This window comes from Pseudoalteromonas sp. T1lg65 (genome assembly GCF_051930985.1).
In the GTDB taxonomy this organism is placed as follows: Bacteria; Pseudomonadota; Gammaproteobacteria; order Enterobacterales; family Alteromonadaceae; genus Pseudoalteromonas.
Map to the genome: position 1 here is coordinate 1,173,452 of NZ_CP196837.1, position 16,324 is coordinate 1,189,775.

Genomic DNA, 16,324 nt, shown 5'->3' on the forward strand with positions numbered 1-16,324 from the left:
ACTTATTCATTTCTCAGTGCACGAATTGGGTCTTGTGCAATTACTTTTCTAGCAGGAAGGTAACACGCTAATAACGCAACGAAAAGCATAACGAGCATCGCGATGGCGATAGACAGCCAGCTAAAAGTCACTTCTTGCACTGAAAAACGCGACCAAGCCAAGTACCCAATCAGCCCAATAACCGCGCTAGCAGCCATGCCAGAAGCCACCGGTATCAAGCTTTGCTTGAGTATCATTTGCAAAATAGTTTGCGTATGAGCACCCAACGATAAGTGAATACCTAACTCGTAACGACGCATTTGCACACTGTAGTTCAGTACGCCGTAAATTCCTGCCCCCGCTAAACTCAAAGTGAGTATCAATAGTCCAACCGTTAACATGGCTTGTAGCCAAGTTTGTCTTAGTCGCTGTGAAAGCATGTCATCCACAGCTCGTAATTGGGCGACATTTAAACTGGGATGAATTTGTTTAAGTGCGGCTTCTAGCTGTGATTTATTGAGTTCACCTTTGGCTTTAATTATGTAGTTACTCGCGCCAGTTGGCACTGGCAAGTAATAACGCTCCAAGGTATAACCTCTATCGCCACGCGGTACATACATATCACTAACTACACCAACCACCTGTCTAGGTTCTTCTCGGTCAGCATGAAGGGTTTTCCATATGGCTAATTCGTCACCGTAGAGGCGTTTGGCTAGCGATGCCGAAATAATAATTTCGTTATTGTCTGCACCAGACTGGTCTATGGGTGAAAAGGTACGGCCTTGTTGAATGGGTAAACCGATGGTGTCAAAACCAGTTTCATCCCAAAATGACACACTGACGATGCCGATAAGCTCAGCTTGGGCATCAAACAAATAGTTTTCCCAGCCCATCACTAGCGGAGACGCATGGCTTGCACTGACGCTGGTAATACTCGATAGCTGAGATAACTGATCTTTTATTTGTTTACTTAACTCATAACGTTCAATGTCAGTACCGCTGTCATCAATGCGAGCAAAATATAATTGCTGAGTATCAAATCCGGTTGGATGGGTCATTTGCTGGTAAGCGGGAATGAGTTTGTTTGCTGCTAGGAATATCAATAAGGTCGCAAACGTGACTTGTAGTGCCACCAAGACATGACGTGTGCGAGCGGATATTTGTGCGCCAGTTCCCTTACCGCTGGCATGTAACGTGTCGGTAAGCGCATGATAATTCACCTGACGACTGGTTAACCATGCAATTAAAACCGCAACAATTGCACTGAAGATGAGAGAGACCACGATGGTGGGCCAATCTAAAGAGAGTTGCTGCATACGGCTAAACAAATAGCCTAAATCGGCTTTTAACCAAACGTTTATCCATTCTGCGCTCAGCAAACCCAAAGCAGTGGCAATACCAACCAAAATGGATGTTTCAAACAACATGCTGACAAAAATATGCTTAGGTTTCGCGCCAAGTGCCGCTTGAATTGCCATCGTGCGCTGTTTTTGCGCAGCACGCGATAAAAACAAGTTGGTTACGTTAGTGATGGCAATTAATACTAAAATTCCTGCGGAGAACAATAGTGAAATAGCCAGTTCGTCGCTTTGGGCAATGATTTTATCTTTTAATGGTGTAAATCGTGCGCCGATGCTGGTATCTGGCGCAACGCCCTCTCTTGATTGATAAAGGGTGTTGATCTGCTCACCGAGTACCTGATTAACCTGAGATATATTCACGCCTGCTTTTAATCGAGCAATGCCATTAAATACGCTGCTAATGCTGTCCCAATTGGTCGTTGTACTTAACGCAGTCGGAAAGCTGCTGAACCCTGCAATAGGAAAGCCACCAAATATTTCGGGTATCTCAAAATCGGGTTCGGCAATGCCGATGATTTGATAGGCAGTTTGGTTAAGTTGGGTGTAGCTACCGATGATATTTGGGTCGGCATTAAACTTACTGAGCCAAGCTTCGTAAGTCAGAACCAGTACTTTTTGCTCATCACTTACTCCCTCGTTTTCATTCAAAGCTCGTCCTTTGTGCATCCTGATGCCAAGCAAACTAAAAAATTCTGGGGAGACACGCAGCATATCAACGCGTGGGCGTTCTGGCGCATCCATTAAGCGAGGTGACACCAAGTGCATCAGTGCCATGGTATCGATAAACTGAGTATCATTATAAATGTGATACTGCGTCGGCAGCATTTGGAAACCATACTGTGTCTCGCCGTTGATGGTTTCACTCTGATCGGTCACCCAAAGCTTATCCGCGTCAGGGTAGGGCAAGGGTTTGGTCAGCAAAAAATGGTTAATATTTATCACCACAGTCAACGCGGCTAAAGTCAGCGCTAGGGTTAAAATCACCGTAAGGCTAAACCCCGGCAGTCTGGATAATGCGGAAAACGCCAATTTACTTTCTTGTTTTATCATCCCGCCATCTCCAAATTCACTTCGTCGACCATCACGCCATCAAGCAAGTACAATTTACGTTTTGCCATATCCGCGTATCGCGGATCGTGAGTAACCATACACATGGTGGTGCCTTGTTGGTTGAGAGCAGTCAGCATCTTCATCACTGCGTCACCATTTTTCGAATCTAAGTTTCCTGTTGGTTCGTCAATCAACAGGACGTCTGGTTGGTTCACTAACGCTCTGGCAATAGCGATACGTTGCTGTTGTCCACCGGAAAGCTGGTTGGGTTTGTGGTTGATCCGATGGCCCATTTCTACTAAATCGAGACAGTGTGTAATACGTTCTTTTTGTTGTTGGCTAGCTAGTTTTTGATCGCTGTATCTTAGTGGCAGCGCGAGGTTGTCGAATACACTCAACTCATCAATCAAATTAAACGATTGAAAAACAAAACCAATATGCTTGTTTCTGAGCGTTGCGCGCTGGTTTACATCTAGGCCACTCACATCGACACCTGCAATGTGGTAACGCCCAGAGCTCGGGTTATCAAGCAGCCCTAAAATATTTAGTAAAGTAGATTTCCCGCATCCAGAAGGGCCAGAAATAGAGAGATATTCTCCCTCGGTGACTTGTAGGTTTACGCCGCGCAGCGCTTGTGTCTCGAGTCCGCCTTGGATAAAGCTCTTTTTGATGTCCTGTAGTTCAATAACATGTTTATTATTCATGGTTTTTCCTTAGTGAGTTATTTGAATCACGGATTCAGTTTGATAGCGGCTCGTATCCGACAAAATGAAACGCTGATTTTGCTCAGCGCCAGCAACCAGCTCGATATACTGCGTGGTTTCTGCTCCGAATTCTACTGTAATTGCTTGAGCTTGTTGACCGCTTTCATCTAGGCGGAACAATAAGCCCGTTGAGAATGGTTTGGCACCGATCGGTTTTTCGATGTAAAGCACCGATTGGCGTTGTTCTATGTGTATTTGTGCTGCAATGCTTAGCTCAGGTCTGGCGCTGCTTGGTAGCGGTTCACGCAGGGCAACTTCGACCTCAATATTGCCGTTGCTGACCATTGGGTTGATGCGAACAATCGTACCGTTAATGTTGTCTTTGCGGGTATCAATTGTGACCGCTTGGTCCACTTTAAGTTGCTGTGCGTAGGTTTGTGGTACTTGTACTTGCGCATACAGATCGGTGCTGCTACCAACCAAGGCAAGTTGAGTACCTGAATTGACGCTTTGTCCTAGTTCCACGTCGAGTTGTTGTAAAACCCCATAGATACCGGCGGTAACGGTGAGTTTGTCCACGCGATCCTGTACCAGCTCCAGCGCTTCTTGGCGGGAATCGATATTAGATTGTGCCAGCTGTAAATTGGCTTGATGTAGTGTACTGAGTTCTGTAATGCGATTCTGTTCGATGTCAATGCGTCGTTTGAGTTGACGATGTTGTAATACCGCGCGTTGATAATCCAATCTAGACACGACACCCTGACCAACCAGTTTGCCTTGCGCTTCAACTTCCAGCTCTGCACTTTCAAGATCGGCTTTTAATATTTCCAGATCAGACTGCAATGCTAACACTGCCAGTTTTTGATTAATTTGGGTTTGTGCATATTGGTCTTGTGATTGCTTTAGTGCTCGCTCGGCGTCTTTAAGTGATTGAGTTAAAGCGGCATCTTGCAAGCGCATGATCACGGAATCGGGTGCTACCTCGCTACCTGGGCGTAGCAGCAACTCTTCCACTGTCGCATTGCTCATGGCAGTGATTAGGCGTGGCTTTTTGGATTTCAGCTGACCGTAGCCAGAAACGGTAATTGCCAAGTCACCTTTTTGCACGGTTGCTGACCAAGCTTGTGCAGCATCCAGTGACGCTTGTGCTTTTGGATTGACCAACAGCCAAATAACAAGGCTGAGAATAACCGATACTCCGACCGCGATTTGCCAGGTTTTTTTGGTTGATGGTGTCGTATTGATTTGTATATCCATATTATTTCTTATTGCATTAACTGAGTTTGAAATATCTAAATCAACCTTTATGCCAATATTTAATACATTGATTTTTATGGTTTTTAATATTTTTATCGATAGAAGAGTATGGTTGTTTTTGTGTTTTCGAAAGTGAGATTTTCAAAAGTGGGAAAACTTGCTAATTCGAGAGGGAGATAACAAGAGACGGTTGATAATTGAAAACAGAGGCTGCACAGCAAAGTGCTGCGCAGCGATTGGTTCGGTTCGACGTTATTTTGCTGGTTCGCAAACCGCGCCAGCTTTTGCAAGCTTACTTGAGCATTTCAGAAAAGACTTAGCGGATTTACCCAGCATTTTTCCTTCCCAGTCATTGCCTGATTGAATATGTACATCTAAAAACCCGTGCTTGCCTTGGGTATTAACCGTTGCTTTTTGACTATCTAAGGTATAGCCAAACTGAGTAAACGGTAGTTTTTTACTTAGACTAACGCCACTATTACCAATGACCAATTGTGGAGGACGGGCACCTTCAACAAATGTGGAAGATTGGAAAATATGCATGTGGCCTGCCAGTGACAGGGCTACCGAGTCAGGCAGACTGGCTTGTTCTGTTTGCGATATTGCCGTTTGCAACATCACGTTTAGGGTTTCATTCTTTTGAGGGTTGTTGACGCCCCAAATTGGTCGGTGGCTCATTACCCAAATCGGTTTTTCAAGTGTCATCGCAGCATTGAGTTGAAGTTGCTTATATTGATCTTGATATTGCGCAGTGAGCGAATTGGTTGCTTTGTCGTCACAAGCATTGGCGGTATCCATGACCCAGAGTTTGAGGTTTTCCAGTTCTAACGCATAAGGGTCAATCATCTGAATATGCGCACTTGCGGTAGCTGGTGGTTGATTGAAATCGCCTTGATCTGGGCAGCGTTGTGGCGCGATGCCGTTTGCTAGTTCGGCACCGGGGCCAAAAAAGTAAAACCAACCAATGCCTGCACGACTACACAATTCGTGATTACCGCGAGCAAATACCCAAGGAGCGGTGGATGACAATAGTTTGGTCGCACTGAAAAAATCCGCTTGCCATGCAACCCACGTATCCGGCTTTGGGCTGTTTTTGGCATTTTGGCTGTAGTAAGTTTCTTCTAAACCGCAAGTAGGACCGCCAAAATCGCCGTCACCCGCATCGTAGGCATAAATGTCGCCGGATAAAGCCCCTCCGGTGCCGCGATAATTATAATCTCCCATGTGGAGCAGCAACTCAGGGGCTTCACCTGCGCCAATATCGGCGAGTGTGTTAAATGGTTCTGCGACTGAATCATCAGCGCAATGTTTTTGCTTACAGCCAGTATCACCATAAATTTGGATATGAGTTGGGTTGAGTGTGACGGGACCTAAAATATCGTCGGTGCCCGCAACTTGATATTGGGTGTTTTCCAGCAGCTTTGCCTCGCATACCGTTACCGGAAAATTATCTGCATCGGGGCGCTGGCCTCGCAGCTTCATTACCACGGTTTTTGATTCAGATAATAAAGCTGGGCACTGTCCTGAATTAGTGAGTACCCCATCGACAATAACACGGGCGTAAATATTCACAGCGTCAGAGGTTGACGGAGCAAGCATAGTGTAAGCCGCCAACACAGTGGGTGTGTGTTCTTTTGAGTGTTGAGCACAGCCTACAAGACCAAGACCAAGAGCAGCGAGCAGAAGCAGTGAGCGCATAGGACATTCCTTGATGAATTAATATGCGCTCAAGTGTAACCTTTTACTAACAATTTTCCATAAGTTGATTATCTATTGATGTAGATTAGCGTTATTAACCTCTCAGCAAGAGAAACACACCAAATAGCGCTAGTGCGCCACCACAAAGCATGGTTTTAGTCATTGGCTCTTTGCGTAATAAACCAAAACTCATCACCATCAAAGGTGCAGTGGCAAAAATAGTTTGTGCAATGGCAGGATCGGTGTGATTGACTGATAAGAGCTGGAGCCAAAGGCCCATGAAAGTGCCCAAGAAAATCGCCATAAACAGCCAGTGTTTACCGTCAGTACCTTTTAGGGTTAAGGCTTTTGATAAACTGTGTTGTTTTAATACGGAAACTAATAGCGCTACAGCCAAGGTACCCGATCCTAAGCGAATAAGCGCAGCCCACAGACTACCAATACTTTCATTATTTAATGCACCTTTTGACAGCACCATTCCCGAAGCTTGACAAAAAGCAGCCGTCAGTGCGAAGAGTACGCCGAGAAAATAATGTTTTTTGTCTAGTACGGGCTGGCTTTTGCTTGGCTTGATGGCGAGCATCACACCGGCGGTAGTGACCGCAATACCAAGCCATGCGGTCTTGCTTAAATATACGCCCAGCAGCAAGATATTGAGTACGCCCGCCATTGCAGGTGCAAGGCTTTCAATGACCAAAGTACGGGCAGGGCCGATGTTTCGTAGCGCTGCAAAATAGGCGCTATCACCAATGGCGATACCAACAATACCGCTGACAACAAGCCAGCCCCAGCTGTGAAGTGTTTGCGGGTACTGAGTATCCTGCATCATCACAAGGCAAATGACCATCAAGCTAGAGGCGATAATTCCTTTGTTAACGTTCAACTCGAATGGACTTAAGTGATGGCTAAAACGTTTATAAATTAGCGTTGAAAACGCCCATACAAAGGCAGCAGCAAGCGCCGCACCTTCCCCTAAACCAATTGCTAGCATGTTGTTCTATTTGATTAATGAAAGAGTGCGAGTATACGGTAAACCGACATCCATAAAAAATATTTGCGACATCTCAAAAAACGTATGGACGTCCATACATCTAGAGGTTGAATTTTTTTTGTTTCGGTTCATAATGTCAGCATTCAATCAGTCTGGAGAACTGTATGCCTATTACTGTTGCTGATGCTCTACCTGCAATCGCGCGATTACGCCAAGAAAATGTATTTGTGATGCCACAAAGCCGTGCATCGACGCAAGAGATCCGGCCAATGCGTTTGGCGATTCTAAATTTGATGCCGAACAAGGTAGAGACAGAAGTACAGTTTATTCGCTTGCTGGCAAATACGCCGCTGCAAGTCAATGTTGACCTTTTGCGGCTAGACACTCATCGCAGCTCGGATAATTCAGAGCAGCATTTAGATATGTTTTATCGCTACTTTTCTGATGTCAAAGACAAAAATTACGATGCACTGATTGTTACTGGCGCGCCGCTTGCTCACCTTGAATACGACGAGGTGATCTATTGGCAAGAGCTATGTGAATTTTTTGATTGGGCAGAGCATCACGTGACCTCGACATTATTCTCTTGTTGGGCGGCACACGCAGCGATGTACCATCATCACGGTCTAAAGCGAGAGCTCAAAGCCAACAAGCTGTGTGGCGTGTTTAAGCATCAATGTTACTTTGATCATGGCGCGTTGACGCGCGGTTTTGACGATGAGTTTTTGGTGCCGCATTCGCGCTACGGGCATATTGAGCTTGAAAAAGTACAAGCATGTAGAGATCTGGTGGTGTTGGCTGGCTCTGATAAAGTTGGCGCTTACTTGGTGAAAAACCATTCTGGTAGCCAAGTTTATCTAACCGGACACCCTGAATACGATGCGGATACTTTGCAAAAAGAGTATTTGAGAGATTGTGAAAAATTGGCCGATGCGCCAAAGCCAGAAAACTACTTCCCAGCGGATGACCCAACTAAAGCGCCTTCAAAAACATGGCAAAGCCATGCGTTTTTGTTATTCTCCAACTGGTTAAACTATTACGTTTACCAAACCACACCGTATGATATAAACCTAGTTAGCCAAGACGTAAGGACTAACAATTATGCCGAGTAATTTAGTTGTAAATGGCGAGCAAGTGAGCGCTGAAATTAAAGCTGCACTTGAGAAACGAATTTTGATCCTCGACGGTGCCATGGGAACCATGATCCAGCAGCACAAACTAGAAGAAGAAGATTATCGTGGTGAGCGATTTAAAGACTGGCATGTTCTGATCAAAGGCAACAACGATTTGTTAAGCCTGACACAGCCGCAGATTATTAAACAAATCCATCGTGAATACCTGGAAGCGGGCGCAGATATTATTGAAACCAATACGTTCAACGCCACCACGATTTCAATGGAAGATTATGACATGGCATCGCTAAGCCGTGAGATCAATGTAGAATCGGCAAAACTGGCGCGTGCGGTGTGTGATGAAATTACCGCGAAAGATCCGAGTAAACCACGTTATGTGGCCGGTGTTTTAGGCCCAACTTCCAAAACTTGTTCAATTTCTCCCGATGTAAACGATCCAGGTTTTCGTAATATTACCTTTGATCGTTTGGTTGAGGCCTATGTTGAATCGACTTTGGCACTGATTGAGGGCGGCGCACATCTCATTTTGATTGAAACCATTTTTGATACCCTAAATGCCAAAGCAGCGGCTTACGCCGTGGAACTGGCGTTTGAGCAAGCAGACGTTACACTGCCTGTGATGATCTCTGGCACAATCACCGATGCATCCGGCAGAACGCTATCTGGGCAAACCACTGAAGCATTCTACAATTCTATTCGTCATATCAAGCCAATTTCAATTGGTCTTAATTGTGCGCTTGGTCCAGATCTGTTGCGCCCCTATGTTGAAGAACTCTCACGTGTATGTGAGACCTACACGTCTGTGCATCCAAATGCGGGCTTACCGAATGAATTTGGTGAGTACGATTTAGAAGCGGACGAAATGGCGAAAGAAATTGTTGACTGGGGTCAGCACGGGTTTATCAACATCGTGGGGGGGTGTTGCGGGACCACGCCAGAACATATTCGCGCCTTTGCTAAAGGCTTGGCGAGCACATCGCCACGTCAGCTTCCTGAGCTAGAAGTGCGTATGCGTCTTGCTGGGCTTGAAGCCTGTAACTTGAATTGAGGTAGCCGATATGACACAAGCATCTGCAATATTTACCAATGTCGGTGAACGTACCAATGTTACGGGTTCGGCCAAGTTTAAACGGTTAATTTTAGAAGAAGACTACGAAAAGGCATTGGACGTTGCTCGCGAGCAGGTCGAAAATGGCGCGCAAGTGATTGATATCAATATGGATGAAGCCATGCTGGATTCAAAGGCGGCAATGGTGAAGTTTTTGAACCTGATTGCGTCGGAGCCAGATATCTCCAAAGTGCCGATCATGGTGGACTCTTCTAAATGGGAAGTGATAGAAGCCGGCCTGAAATGTATTCAGGGTAAGGCGATTGTTAACTCTATCTCGTTAAAAGAAGGCGAAGAGCCCTTTATTCATCAAGCTAAAATTTTGAAACGATTTGGTGCTGCCGTGGTAGTGATGGCGTTCGACGAAGTCGGGCAGGCAGAAACCGCCGATCGCAAGTTTGAGATCTGTCAGCGCTCATACAAAATTTTGGTGGAACAGTTGGGCTTTCCACCGGAAGACATCATTTTTGACCCGAATATTTTTGCCGTCGCTACGGGTATCGAGGAGCATGATAACTACGCGGTTGAGTTTATCGAGGGCACGCGACGTATTAAGCAAAATCTCCCGCATTGTAAAGTCTCTGGCGGTGTGTCTAACGTGTCTTTCTCGTTCCGTGGTAACAATCCGGTTCGTGAAGCTATCCACTCGGTATTTTTATATCACGCTATCCAAGCAGGGATGGATATGGGGATCGTTAACGCGGGGCAGCTCGCAGTTTACGACGATATTCCTAAAGAGCTACGCGATGCTGTTGAAGATGTGATCCTAAATAAAGATCCTGGTGCAGGCGAACGACTGGTGGAAATCGCACCGAAGTTTTCTGGTCTAGCGCAAGCTGAGAAAAAAGAAGACCTTGAGTGGCGTACATGGCCTGTAGCCAAGCGATTAGAGCACGCTTTGGTTAAAGGGATCACCGAATTTATCGATGATGACACTGAAGAATGTCGCCAACAGTTTGATAAGCCGATCCAAGTTATCGAAGGTCCATTAATGGATGGCATGAACGTGGTGGGTGACTTGTTTGGTGCGGGTAAAATGTTTTTACCTCAGGTGGTTAAATCGGCACGTGTGATGAAGCGTGCAGTGGCGTACCTTGATCCCTACATTGAAGCTGAAAAACAAGCCGGTGAAACCAACGGTAAGGTGATCATGGCAACGGTGAAAGGCGATGTACATGACATTGGTAAAAACATCGTTGGTGTGGTTTTACAATGTAACAATTACGAAGTTATAGATCTTGGGGTAATGGTACCTGCGGAAAAAATCTTACAAACAGCAATTGAAGAAAAGGCCGATGTTATTGGTTTATCCGGTTTGATCACGCCATCGTTGGACGAGATGGTACACGTTGCTAAAGAAATGACCCGCTTGGGCTTTGAAATACCGTTGCTGATTGGTGGGGCCACCACATCGAAAGCACATACAGCGGTGAAAATTGAGCCGCAGTACGATAAAGGTGTCGTTTACGTTAATAACGCCAGTCGTGCGGTTGGTGTAGTATCCAACTTACTCAGCAAAACGCAAAAGCCAGAGTTTTTAGCGAAAACGGCGCAAGAATACGTGAAAGTACGTGAGCAGCAAGCGCGCAAAAAGCCACGTTCGAAACCGGTCAGTCTGATTAGAGCCCGTGATAACGCATTACAATTAGATTGGCAAAACTATACGCCTCCCAAACCAAAACAGTTGGGCGTACAAGAGTTTAAAGATGTCAGCATAAGTACGTTACGTACGTATATCGATTGGACGCCATTCTTCATGACTTGGTCATTAGCCGGTAAATACCCTCGTATTCTAAAAGATGAAGTGGTAGGTGAAGAAGCAACACAGTTATTCAAAGATGCCAATGAAATGCTGGACCAATTGGAACGAGAAGGTGCATTGCAGCCGCTCGGTGTGATTGGATTGTTCCCTGCAAACCGAGTTGGCGATGATATTGAAATCTATACTGATGAATCAAGAAGCCAAGTGTTAACGACGTCTTGTCAACTGCGTCAGCAGACAGAAAAAACCGATTTTGCCAACTACTGTTTGGCTGACTATATCGCGCCAAAAGGGATTGCGGATTATTTTGGTGCCTTTGCGGTTACTGGCGGTCTGGAAGAAGATGACCTTGCTGCGGCTTTTGATGTTAAACAGGACGACTATAACAAAATCATGGTTAAAGCGGTTGCGGACAGACTTGCTGAGGCATTTGCCGAATATCTTCATGAGCAAGTACGTAAGCAGTTTTGGGGTTATGCTGCGGATGAATCACTGAGTAATGAAGAGTTGATCCGCGAAAACTATCAAGGTATTCGCCCTGCACCGGGCTATCCGGCATGTCCAGAGCATACTGAGAAACAAAAGATTTGGCAGCTACTAGACGTTGAAAACCGCATCGGTATGAAGCTCACCAGCTCCTATGCGATGTGGCCAGGAGCTGCAGTGTCCGGCTGGTATTTCTCTCACCCCGAGGCAAAATACTTTGCGGTTGCCAGCATTCAGAAAGATCAAGTTGAAGACTACGCCAAGCGGCAAAATATGACGGTGGATGAGGCGCAACGCTGGCTAGGCCCTAATCTGGGTTACGACGCTTAAACAGCGGTCAATCAAGCCCCCAAATCTGTTTGGGGGCTTATCGGTTTTTGTATGAGGCTACACTTTCCTTTCCTGAATATGTGCACCAGAGTATTGCTTTGGGTACATCAATAGCTAGCCACCAATCCTGCTTTATCGGCAAAGTTTGTTACTTAAATAGGCATCGCACTGCACGCAAAGTCCACATTGGACTGTGCGTTTTGATGATGACTCCATTCCTCTTAGCTGATTTAGTCAAAATGACTAATTATGCACAATTCTAGCGTTCGACTTCTTTATATTCATTAAAAAATATATCCATAATTATCAGATAATTAAACTTAATTTAATCGTGTCAGGTAGTTAAAAACCCCCGCTTGGGTTGCGACCTAGTGAGACGTAGATAATAAATTTCCGTGTCATTTAAGGCGCTAGAGCGTGTTGATCTTTGCTGTTTGGTTTTTGTTCGCCTCAGTGGGTTTTGAGCGCGGCGCTCGACTTGCCGCCTAGTAATCTAAGCAAAAGTTGAGCAACAATGCACAAAGCGCACTGAGTTGAATCCGAAGGACAGCGCTTGATTGGCATTTCTACTACGTAATCGCCTGACTCACATAGAATCACTATGCTACGTAGGCTCTGCCTTGTATAAATGCCAATCAAACTGCTGCAAAAATAAACTTGAAAGATCAACACGCTCTAGTAGTAACCGGTTAAGGGATGATTTGAATCAATTATCGTTAAAATTGCAGTAAATAAAGAATAATAAAATTTAGTGCTTTCTTGGTGTTTGACTAGACTGAATTTATTAGGAAATGAACAACGACTGAACTTGATAACTAAGTAGTTTTTGTCAAGGACCCTTATTTAGCTAGGTAGCATTGATGGAAAAAGCACAATTTCAGAACAAGACATCTGTCGGCTATGCCGATCCCCGTGTTGATGAGCTTCTAAAGCACTCAATTCGTACCCAATTAGAGTCGCTACTAAAGTCAAAAATTACCACAGAACAAAGAATACAACTCTTACAAAAATCTTTTGTTGACGCCATGAGTTTGGTGTTAAGCGATACCAAGGTTGCGCACCAGCAGCTAGTGAAAGCGTTTGAAAGCATGTATGACCAAGCAGTACAGTCATTAGCAATGGCAGAGTTAAGCCAAGATGTGCTGACGAGACAGTATGTATCGGAAACCGGCCTGATCATGTCTCCGCATAACTGCAAACATACGATAAAAGATGTGTACCGTATCAAAGGGTATGCGCGAGGTATTGATAAAGCAATTGCTGCCAAACTGAAGAATAAACCAAGCGTCACTATCCTTTATCCTGCATGTGGCCCATTTGCTCCTCTACTGTTGCCATTGCTTAGCTATTACAAACATGAAAAGCGCTACAGCAGTGAGCAGATCAAAGTGATTTTGGTGGATGTGCAGCCCGGTGCAATTTTGTCACTTCAGCAGCTAGTTCAAGATCTGCAACTTGAAGACTACGTGTTGCAAATTGAAGAAGCTGACGCAACCAAATACGTTCCAAACTTAGAGATAGATTTGCTTATTCTAGAGGCGATGCAACATGGTTTTACTAAAGAGGGCCAGCTGAGTATTGCCAAGCACCTTGTTCAATTTCTGAATATTGACGGTTGGATGATCCCACAGAACGTATCAGTCAGGGGCATGATGGTCATTGGCGAGACTGAGTTTAACCAGCAGTGGAAAGATGTGAAGTACAGCCACTCAATACATGTAGACAGAGCAGCACAGCAAGATCGAGTAGAGCTTGGCGAAATACTGAGCATAAACAAATCAAGCCTGTTAGATATGGGTGAAGTAGAACTAGCCGATGGCATTAAGGTGATACCCGCAAACCAGATTGTATTACCAACGGGTATTGCCGATATGGATCAACGGATTTTAGCTATCTATGCGCATATCGAGACATTTTCACAAGAGGTAGTGGGTCAGTACGACTCAGGCATTACCAATCCTAGACCCGATATGACTTTTTATGTTGATGCCAAACCTAGGGAGGTTGAGCATACGCACTTTGTTGCGAGCAGTGGCGATGCGGTGCAGTTTTATTATCAATTAAGCGGGTTGACTGGCTTTGTGCCAGTCAAAATATAGGAGGGGTCACCATGCAGCAATACGCCGTTTTTACTGGCAGTTGTCTATGCTTGCCAGTGATTGAGCATTTAAATCGCACGGGTCTTCTTAAGTGTGTGGTACTGCCCGATGGCGAGCCTAACTCCGACCTAATTCAACTTCAGCATTGGCTTAAACAGCAACAGATCGAGACCCTTAACTATTCAAAACAAGATGACAAAACGCTTATTTCGAACCTTGATAGGTTACAGGTAAACAGCGGACTTATTTATCTTTTCAGGCATAAAGTAACATCTACGTTAATTCAATATTTTGACCACAGCCTCGTTAATATTCATCCTAGTCCACTGCCCAATTATCGAGGTCCACAACCCTTGTATTGGCAGATTCGCAATGGCGAAACATCGACCAAGCTTACTTTACACAAGGTAACAGAAGAGCTGGATAGCGGTGATATTGGTTGTAGTATCGAGATAGATATACATCCCTTTGAAACCATAAAATGCCTGCATCAAAAAGTTGCGCAAGCGCTCCCATATTTAGTCTCACATTATATTCAGTTGGCACAAGAAAATAACTTAACGTGGGAAAAACAGCCAGTTACGAGCAACAAGTACGCTCCTTTAGTTACGCAAAAAGACCTATTTATTGATTGGTATAAACAGCGCTCCTGTGAAATCGTAAATATGGTTCGGGCCGGTAATGCTGATGTGACTTGCGCGATGCTTAGATTCCGTCAAAGCGTATTTCAATTGATTCAAGCTAGCCAAGTCGATTGTTCAATCTCTGGTGTGAAGCCGGGGACGATTATACAACTAGATAAAAATGTAGGATTAGTCGTCAAAACAAGGGATGGCGCAATAAAGCTTGAAATTATTGGTGCGCAGCAAGGGTATTTTGATGGCTATCGATTTGCGCTGCTATTTGGTCTAGACCCAGGAATGGAATTAGAAAGTGGCGCTGGTGATGACTTTGGGAGTTGAGTATCTATAACCCAATTACATAACAAGCTTAGTTTAGATGGACATGATAGTAGCCCGGCTGATGTTTTTATCAATCCTGCATTCTAACTATGCTCTGACATTAACTTCAGAAGCGAGATAGAGATGAACATAAAGATAAATTTAACCAATTGTTTTGAATATGAGCTGCTAGTCCATCCTTACGAAGATGGCAAGTTACCTGATCCAAGTAGAGCACAAAAGGTTGCTCCAAAGGAAGGTCGTTCAGAGTTGGTTATTCAAAGGGGTCAGAGCCAGATTGTAGATGTGCCAGGTATGGGTTCTTTATTGGTGCAGTATTTAGGAGAGCAGAAGTTAGAAAGCTGTCATGACCGGTTTTGTGAAGATCCAAGCAACTTTGATAAGTATGAGCAAATGGCGCTATTGAGATACAAAACGACAGAATTGTACTGGCGCTTTCCAACGAGCACTGAAGACGCAGAGTTAAATTTAAGTGTCAATGACTTGGGTACAATTTGTTTGGACAAAGTGATGTCAGGCGAGGCACGTCAGGTTTCTTTACCTGAACTGTTTATTCCACCGGTATTTAATCCAGGTTTGCCCCAACAAAGTAAAGAAAGTGAAGGTCAGCCACAATAACTGAACTGACTGGTAGTTAAACAAGTGTATTAGGCAGTAACGACGATTACTTCGTCGAAAAGAGGCTGTGTATTGGCTCAAGCAGTGAAAGGCGCACAGTTAAAACAAGGTAAGTATATAAAAATAGAGGAATTGATATGGCTAGCGAACCGTTTATTGGATCAATGATGCCGTTTGGCGGCACATTTACGATTGAGCGTTGGGCAATGTGCTTGGGACAACTACAAGCAATAAGTGAAAACACCGCTCTATTTTCATTGCTTGGCTCTATTTATGGGGGAGATGCCCGTACGTCATTTGGTATACCTGATTTACGAGGCAGAAGCCCTGTTGGGCAAGGGCTCATGCCCGGGGGCTTAGAATACAGGCAAGGGTTTAAGATGGGTAGAGAGCGAACTACACTGCAAATATCACAAATGCCTGAGCATAATCATGCAGCGGCTTTTGAGCCCAACCCCAGCCCTGAAGTAACCGGAAGAATGGAAGTGGCTACCAATACAGCTTCAATAACAGAGCCTTCATCAGAAACCTATCTGGCGTCGAACGCCAGTGCAGCCTTTGCCAAGCCTGGTTTTGCTGCGCTTAATTTAGTTGATATTCAAGGTTTGGTGATTGAAGGGGGCGGATCGACGGGAGGCACAGTTAAAGTGGGTCAGACTGGCGGTAACCTGCCGGTTGATTTGACTAGCCCAATACTGCCCGTGAATTGGTTGATGGCACTGATGGGCGTTTATCCATCAAGAAGCTAAACCACACGATAGCAGTCAACAATTGCTGACTGCTTTT

General features: G+C 44.9%; 12 protein-coding genes. 7 read left to right on the forward strand and 5 right to left on the reverse strand.

What is annotated here, in order from left to right:
• Positions 1-2: 2 nt before the first annotated feature.
• From ACSLBF_RS05100 to ACSLBF_RS05120, 5 genes are all read right to left on the reverse strand, one after another.
• Entirely contained in the window at positions 3-2,390 is a 2,388-nt protein-coding gene (locus tag ACSLBF_RS05100) for an FtsX-like permease family protein (RefSeq protein ID WP_440055521.1), read from the reverse strand.
• The gene (locus ACSLBF_RS05105) at positions 2,387-3,094 is read right to left on the reverse strand and encodes an ABC transporter ATP-binding protein (RefSeq protein WP_440055522.1); all 708 of its coding nucleotides are present in this window, start codon (positions 3,092-3,094) and stop codon (positions 2,387-2,389) included. Before ACSLBF_RS05105 ends, ACSLBF_RS05100 begins: the two co-directional genes overlap by 4 nt.
• Positions 3,095-3,103: 9 nt before the next feature.
• Complete coding sequence (locus ACSLBF_RS05110; protein ID WP_440055523.1) at positions 3,104-4,351, reverse strand: efflux RND transporter periplasmic adaptor subunit; 1,248 nt, start codon at positions 4,349-4,351, stop codon at positions 3,104-3,106.
• Positions 4,352-4,603: 252 nt separating this feature from the next.
• A complete protein-coding gene (locus ACSLBF_RS05115; RefSeq protein WP_440055524.1) occupies positions 4,604-6,049 on the reverse strand; it encodes a metallophosphoesterase in 1,446 nt (481 codons plus the stop codon).
• Positions 6,050-6,143: 94 nt separating this feature from the next.
• Positions 6,144-7,040: a DMT family transporter gene (locus ACSLBF_RS05120; RefSeq protein ID WP_440055525.1), complete on the reverse strand. Its 897-nt coding sequence runs from the start codon at positions 7,038-7,040 to the stop codon at positions 6,144-6,146.
• Between the two features lie 164 nt (positions 7,041-7,204).
• On the opposite strand from ACSLBF_RS05120, the gene ACSLBF_RS05125 reads away from it, so the two are divergent.
• From ACSLBF_RS05125 to ACSLBF_RS05155, 7 genes are all read left to right on the forward strand, one after another.
• The gene (locus tag ACSLBF_RS05125; protein ID WP_440055526.1) at positions 7,205-8,152 is read left to right on the forward strand and encodes a homoserine O-succinyltransferase; all 948 of its coding nucleotides are present in this window, start codon (positions 7,205-7,207) and stop codon (positions 8,150-8,152) included.
• Positions 8,142-9,221: a homocysteine S-methyltransferase family protein gene (locus ACSLBF_RS05130; protein ID WP_440055527.1), complete on the forward strand. Its 1,080-nt coding sequence runs from the start codon at positions 8,142-8,144 to the stop codon at positions 9,219-9,221. Before ACSLBF_RS05125 ends, ACSLBF_RS05130 begins: the two co-directional genes overlap by 11 nt.
• Positions 9,222-9,231: 10 nt before the next feature.
• The gene (gene metH, locus ACSLBF_RS05135; RefSeq protein WP_440055528.1) at positions 9,232-11,859 is read left to right on the forward strand and encodes a methionine synthase; all 2,628 of its coding nucleotides are present in this window, start codon (positions 9,232-9,234) and stop codon (positions 11,857-11,859) included.
• A gap of 860 nt (positions 11,860-12,719) precedes the next feature.
• The gene (locus tag ACSLBF_RS05140; RefSeq protein ID WP_440055529.1) at positions 12,720-13,958 is read left to right on the forward strand and encodes a hypothetical protein; all 1,239 of its coding nucleotides are present in this window, start codon (positions 12,720-12,722) and stop codon (positions 13,956-13,958) included.
• A gap of 11 nt (positions 13,959-13,969) precedes the next feature.
• Entirely contained in the window at positions 13,970-14,920 is a 951-nt protein-coding gene (locus ACSLBF_RS05145) for a formyltransferase family protein (protein ID WP_440055530.1), read from the forward strand.
• 123 nt (positions 14,921-15,043) lie between these two features.
• A complete protein-coding gene (locus ACSLBF_RS05150) occupies positions 15,044-15,538 on the forward strand; it encodes a hypothetical protein (RefSeq protein WP_440055531.1) in 495 nt (164 codons plus the stop codon).
• Between the two features lie 137 nt (positions 15,539-15,675).
• Positions 15,676-16,287: a phage tail protein gene (locus ACSLBF_RS05155; RefSeq protein ID WP_440055532.1), complete on the forward strand. Its 612-nt coding sequence runs from the start codon at positions 15,676-15,678 to the stop codon at positions 16,285-16,287.
• Positions 16,288-16,324 lie beyond the last annotated feature (37 nt).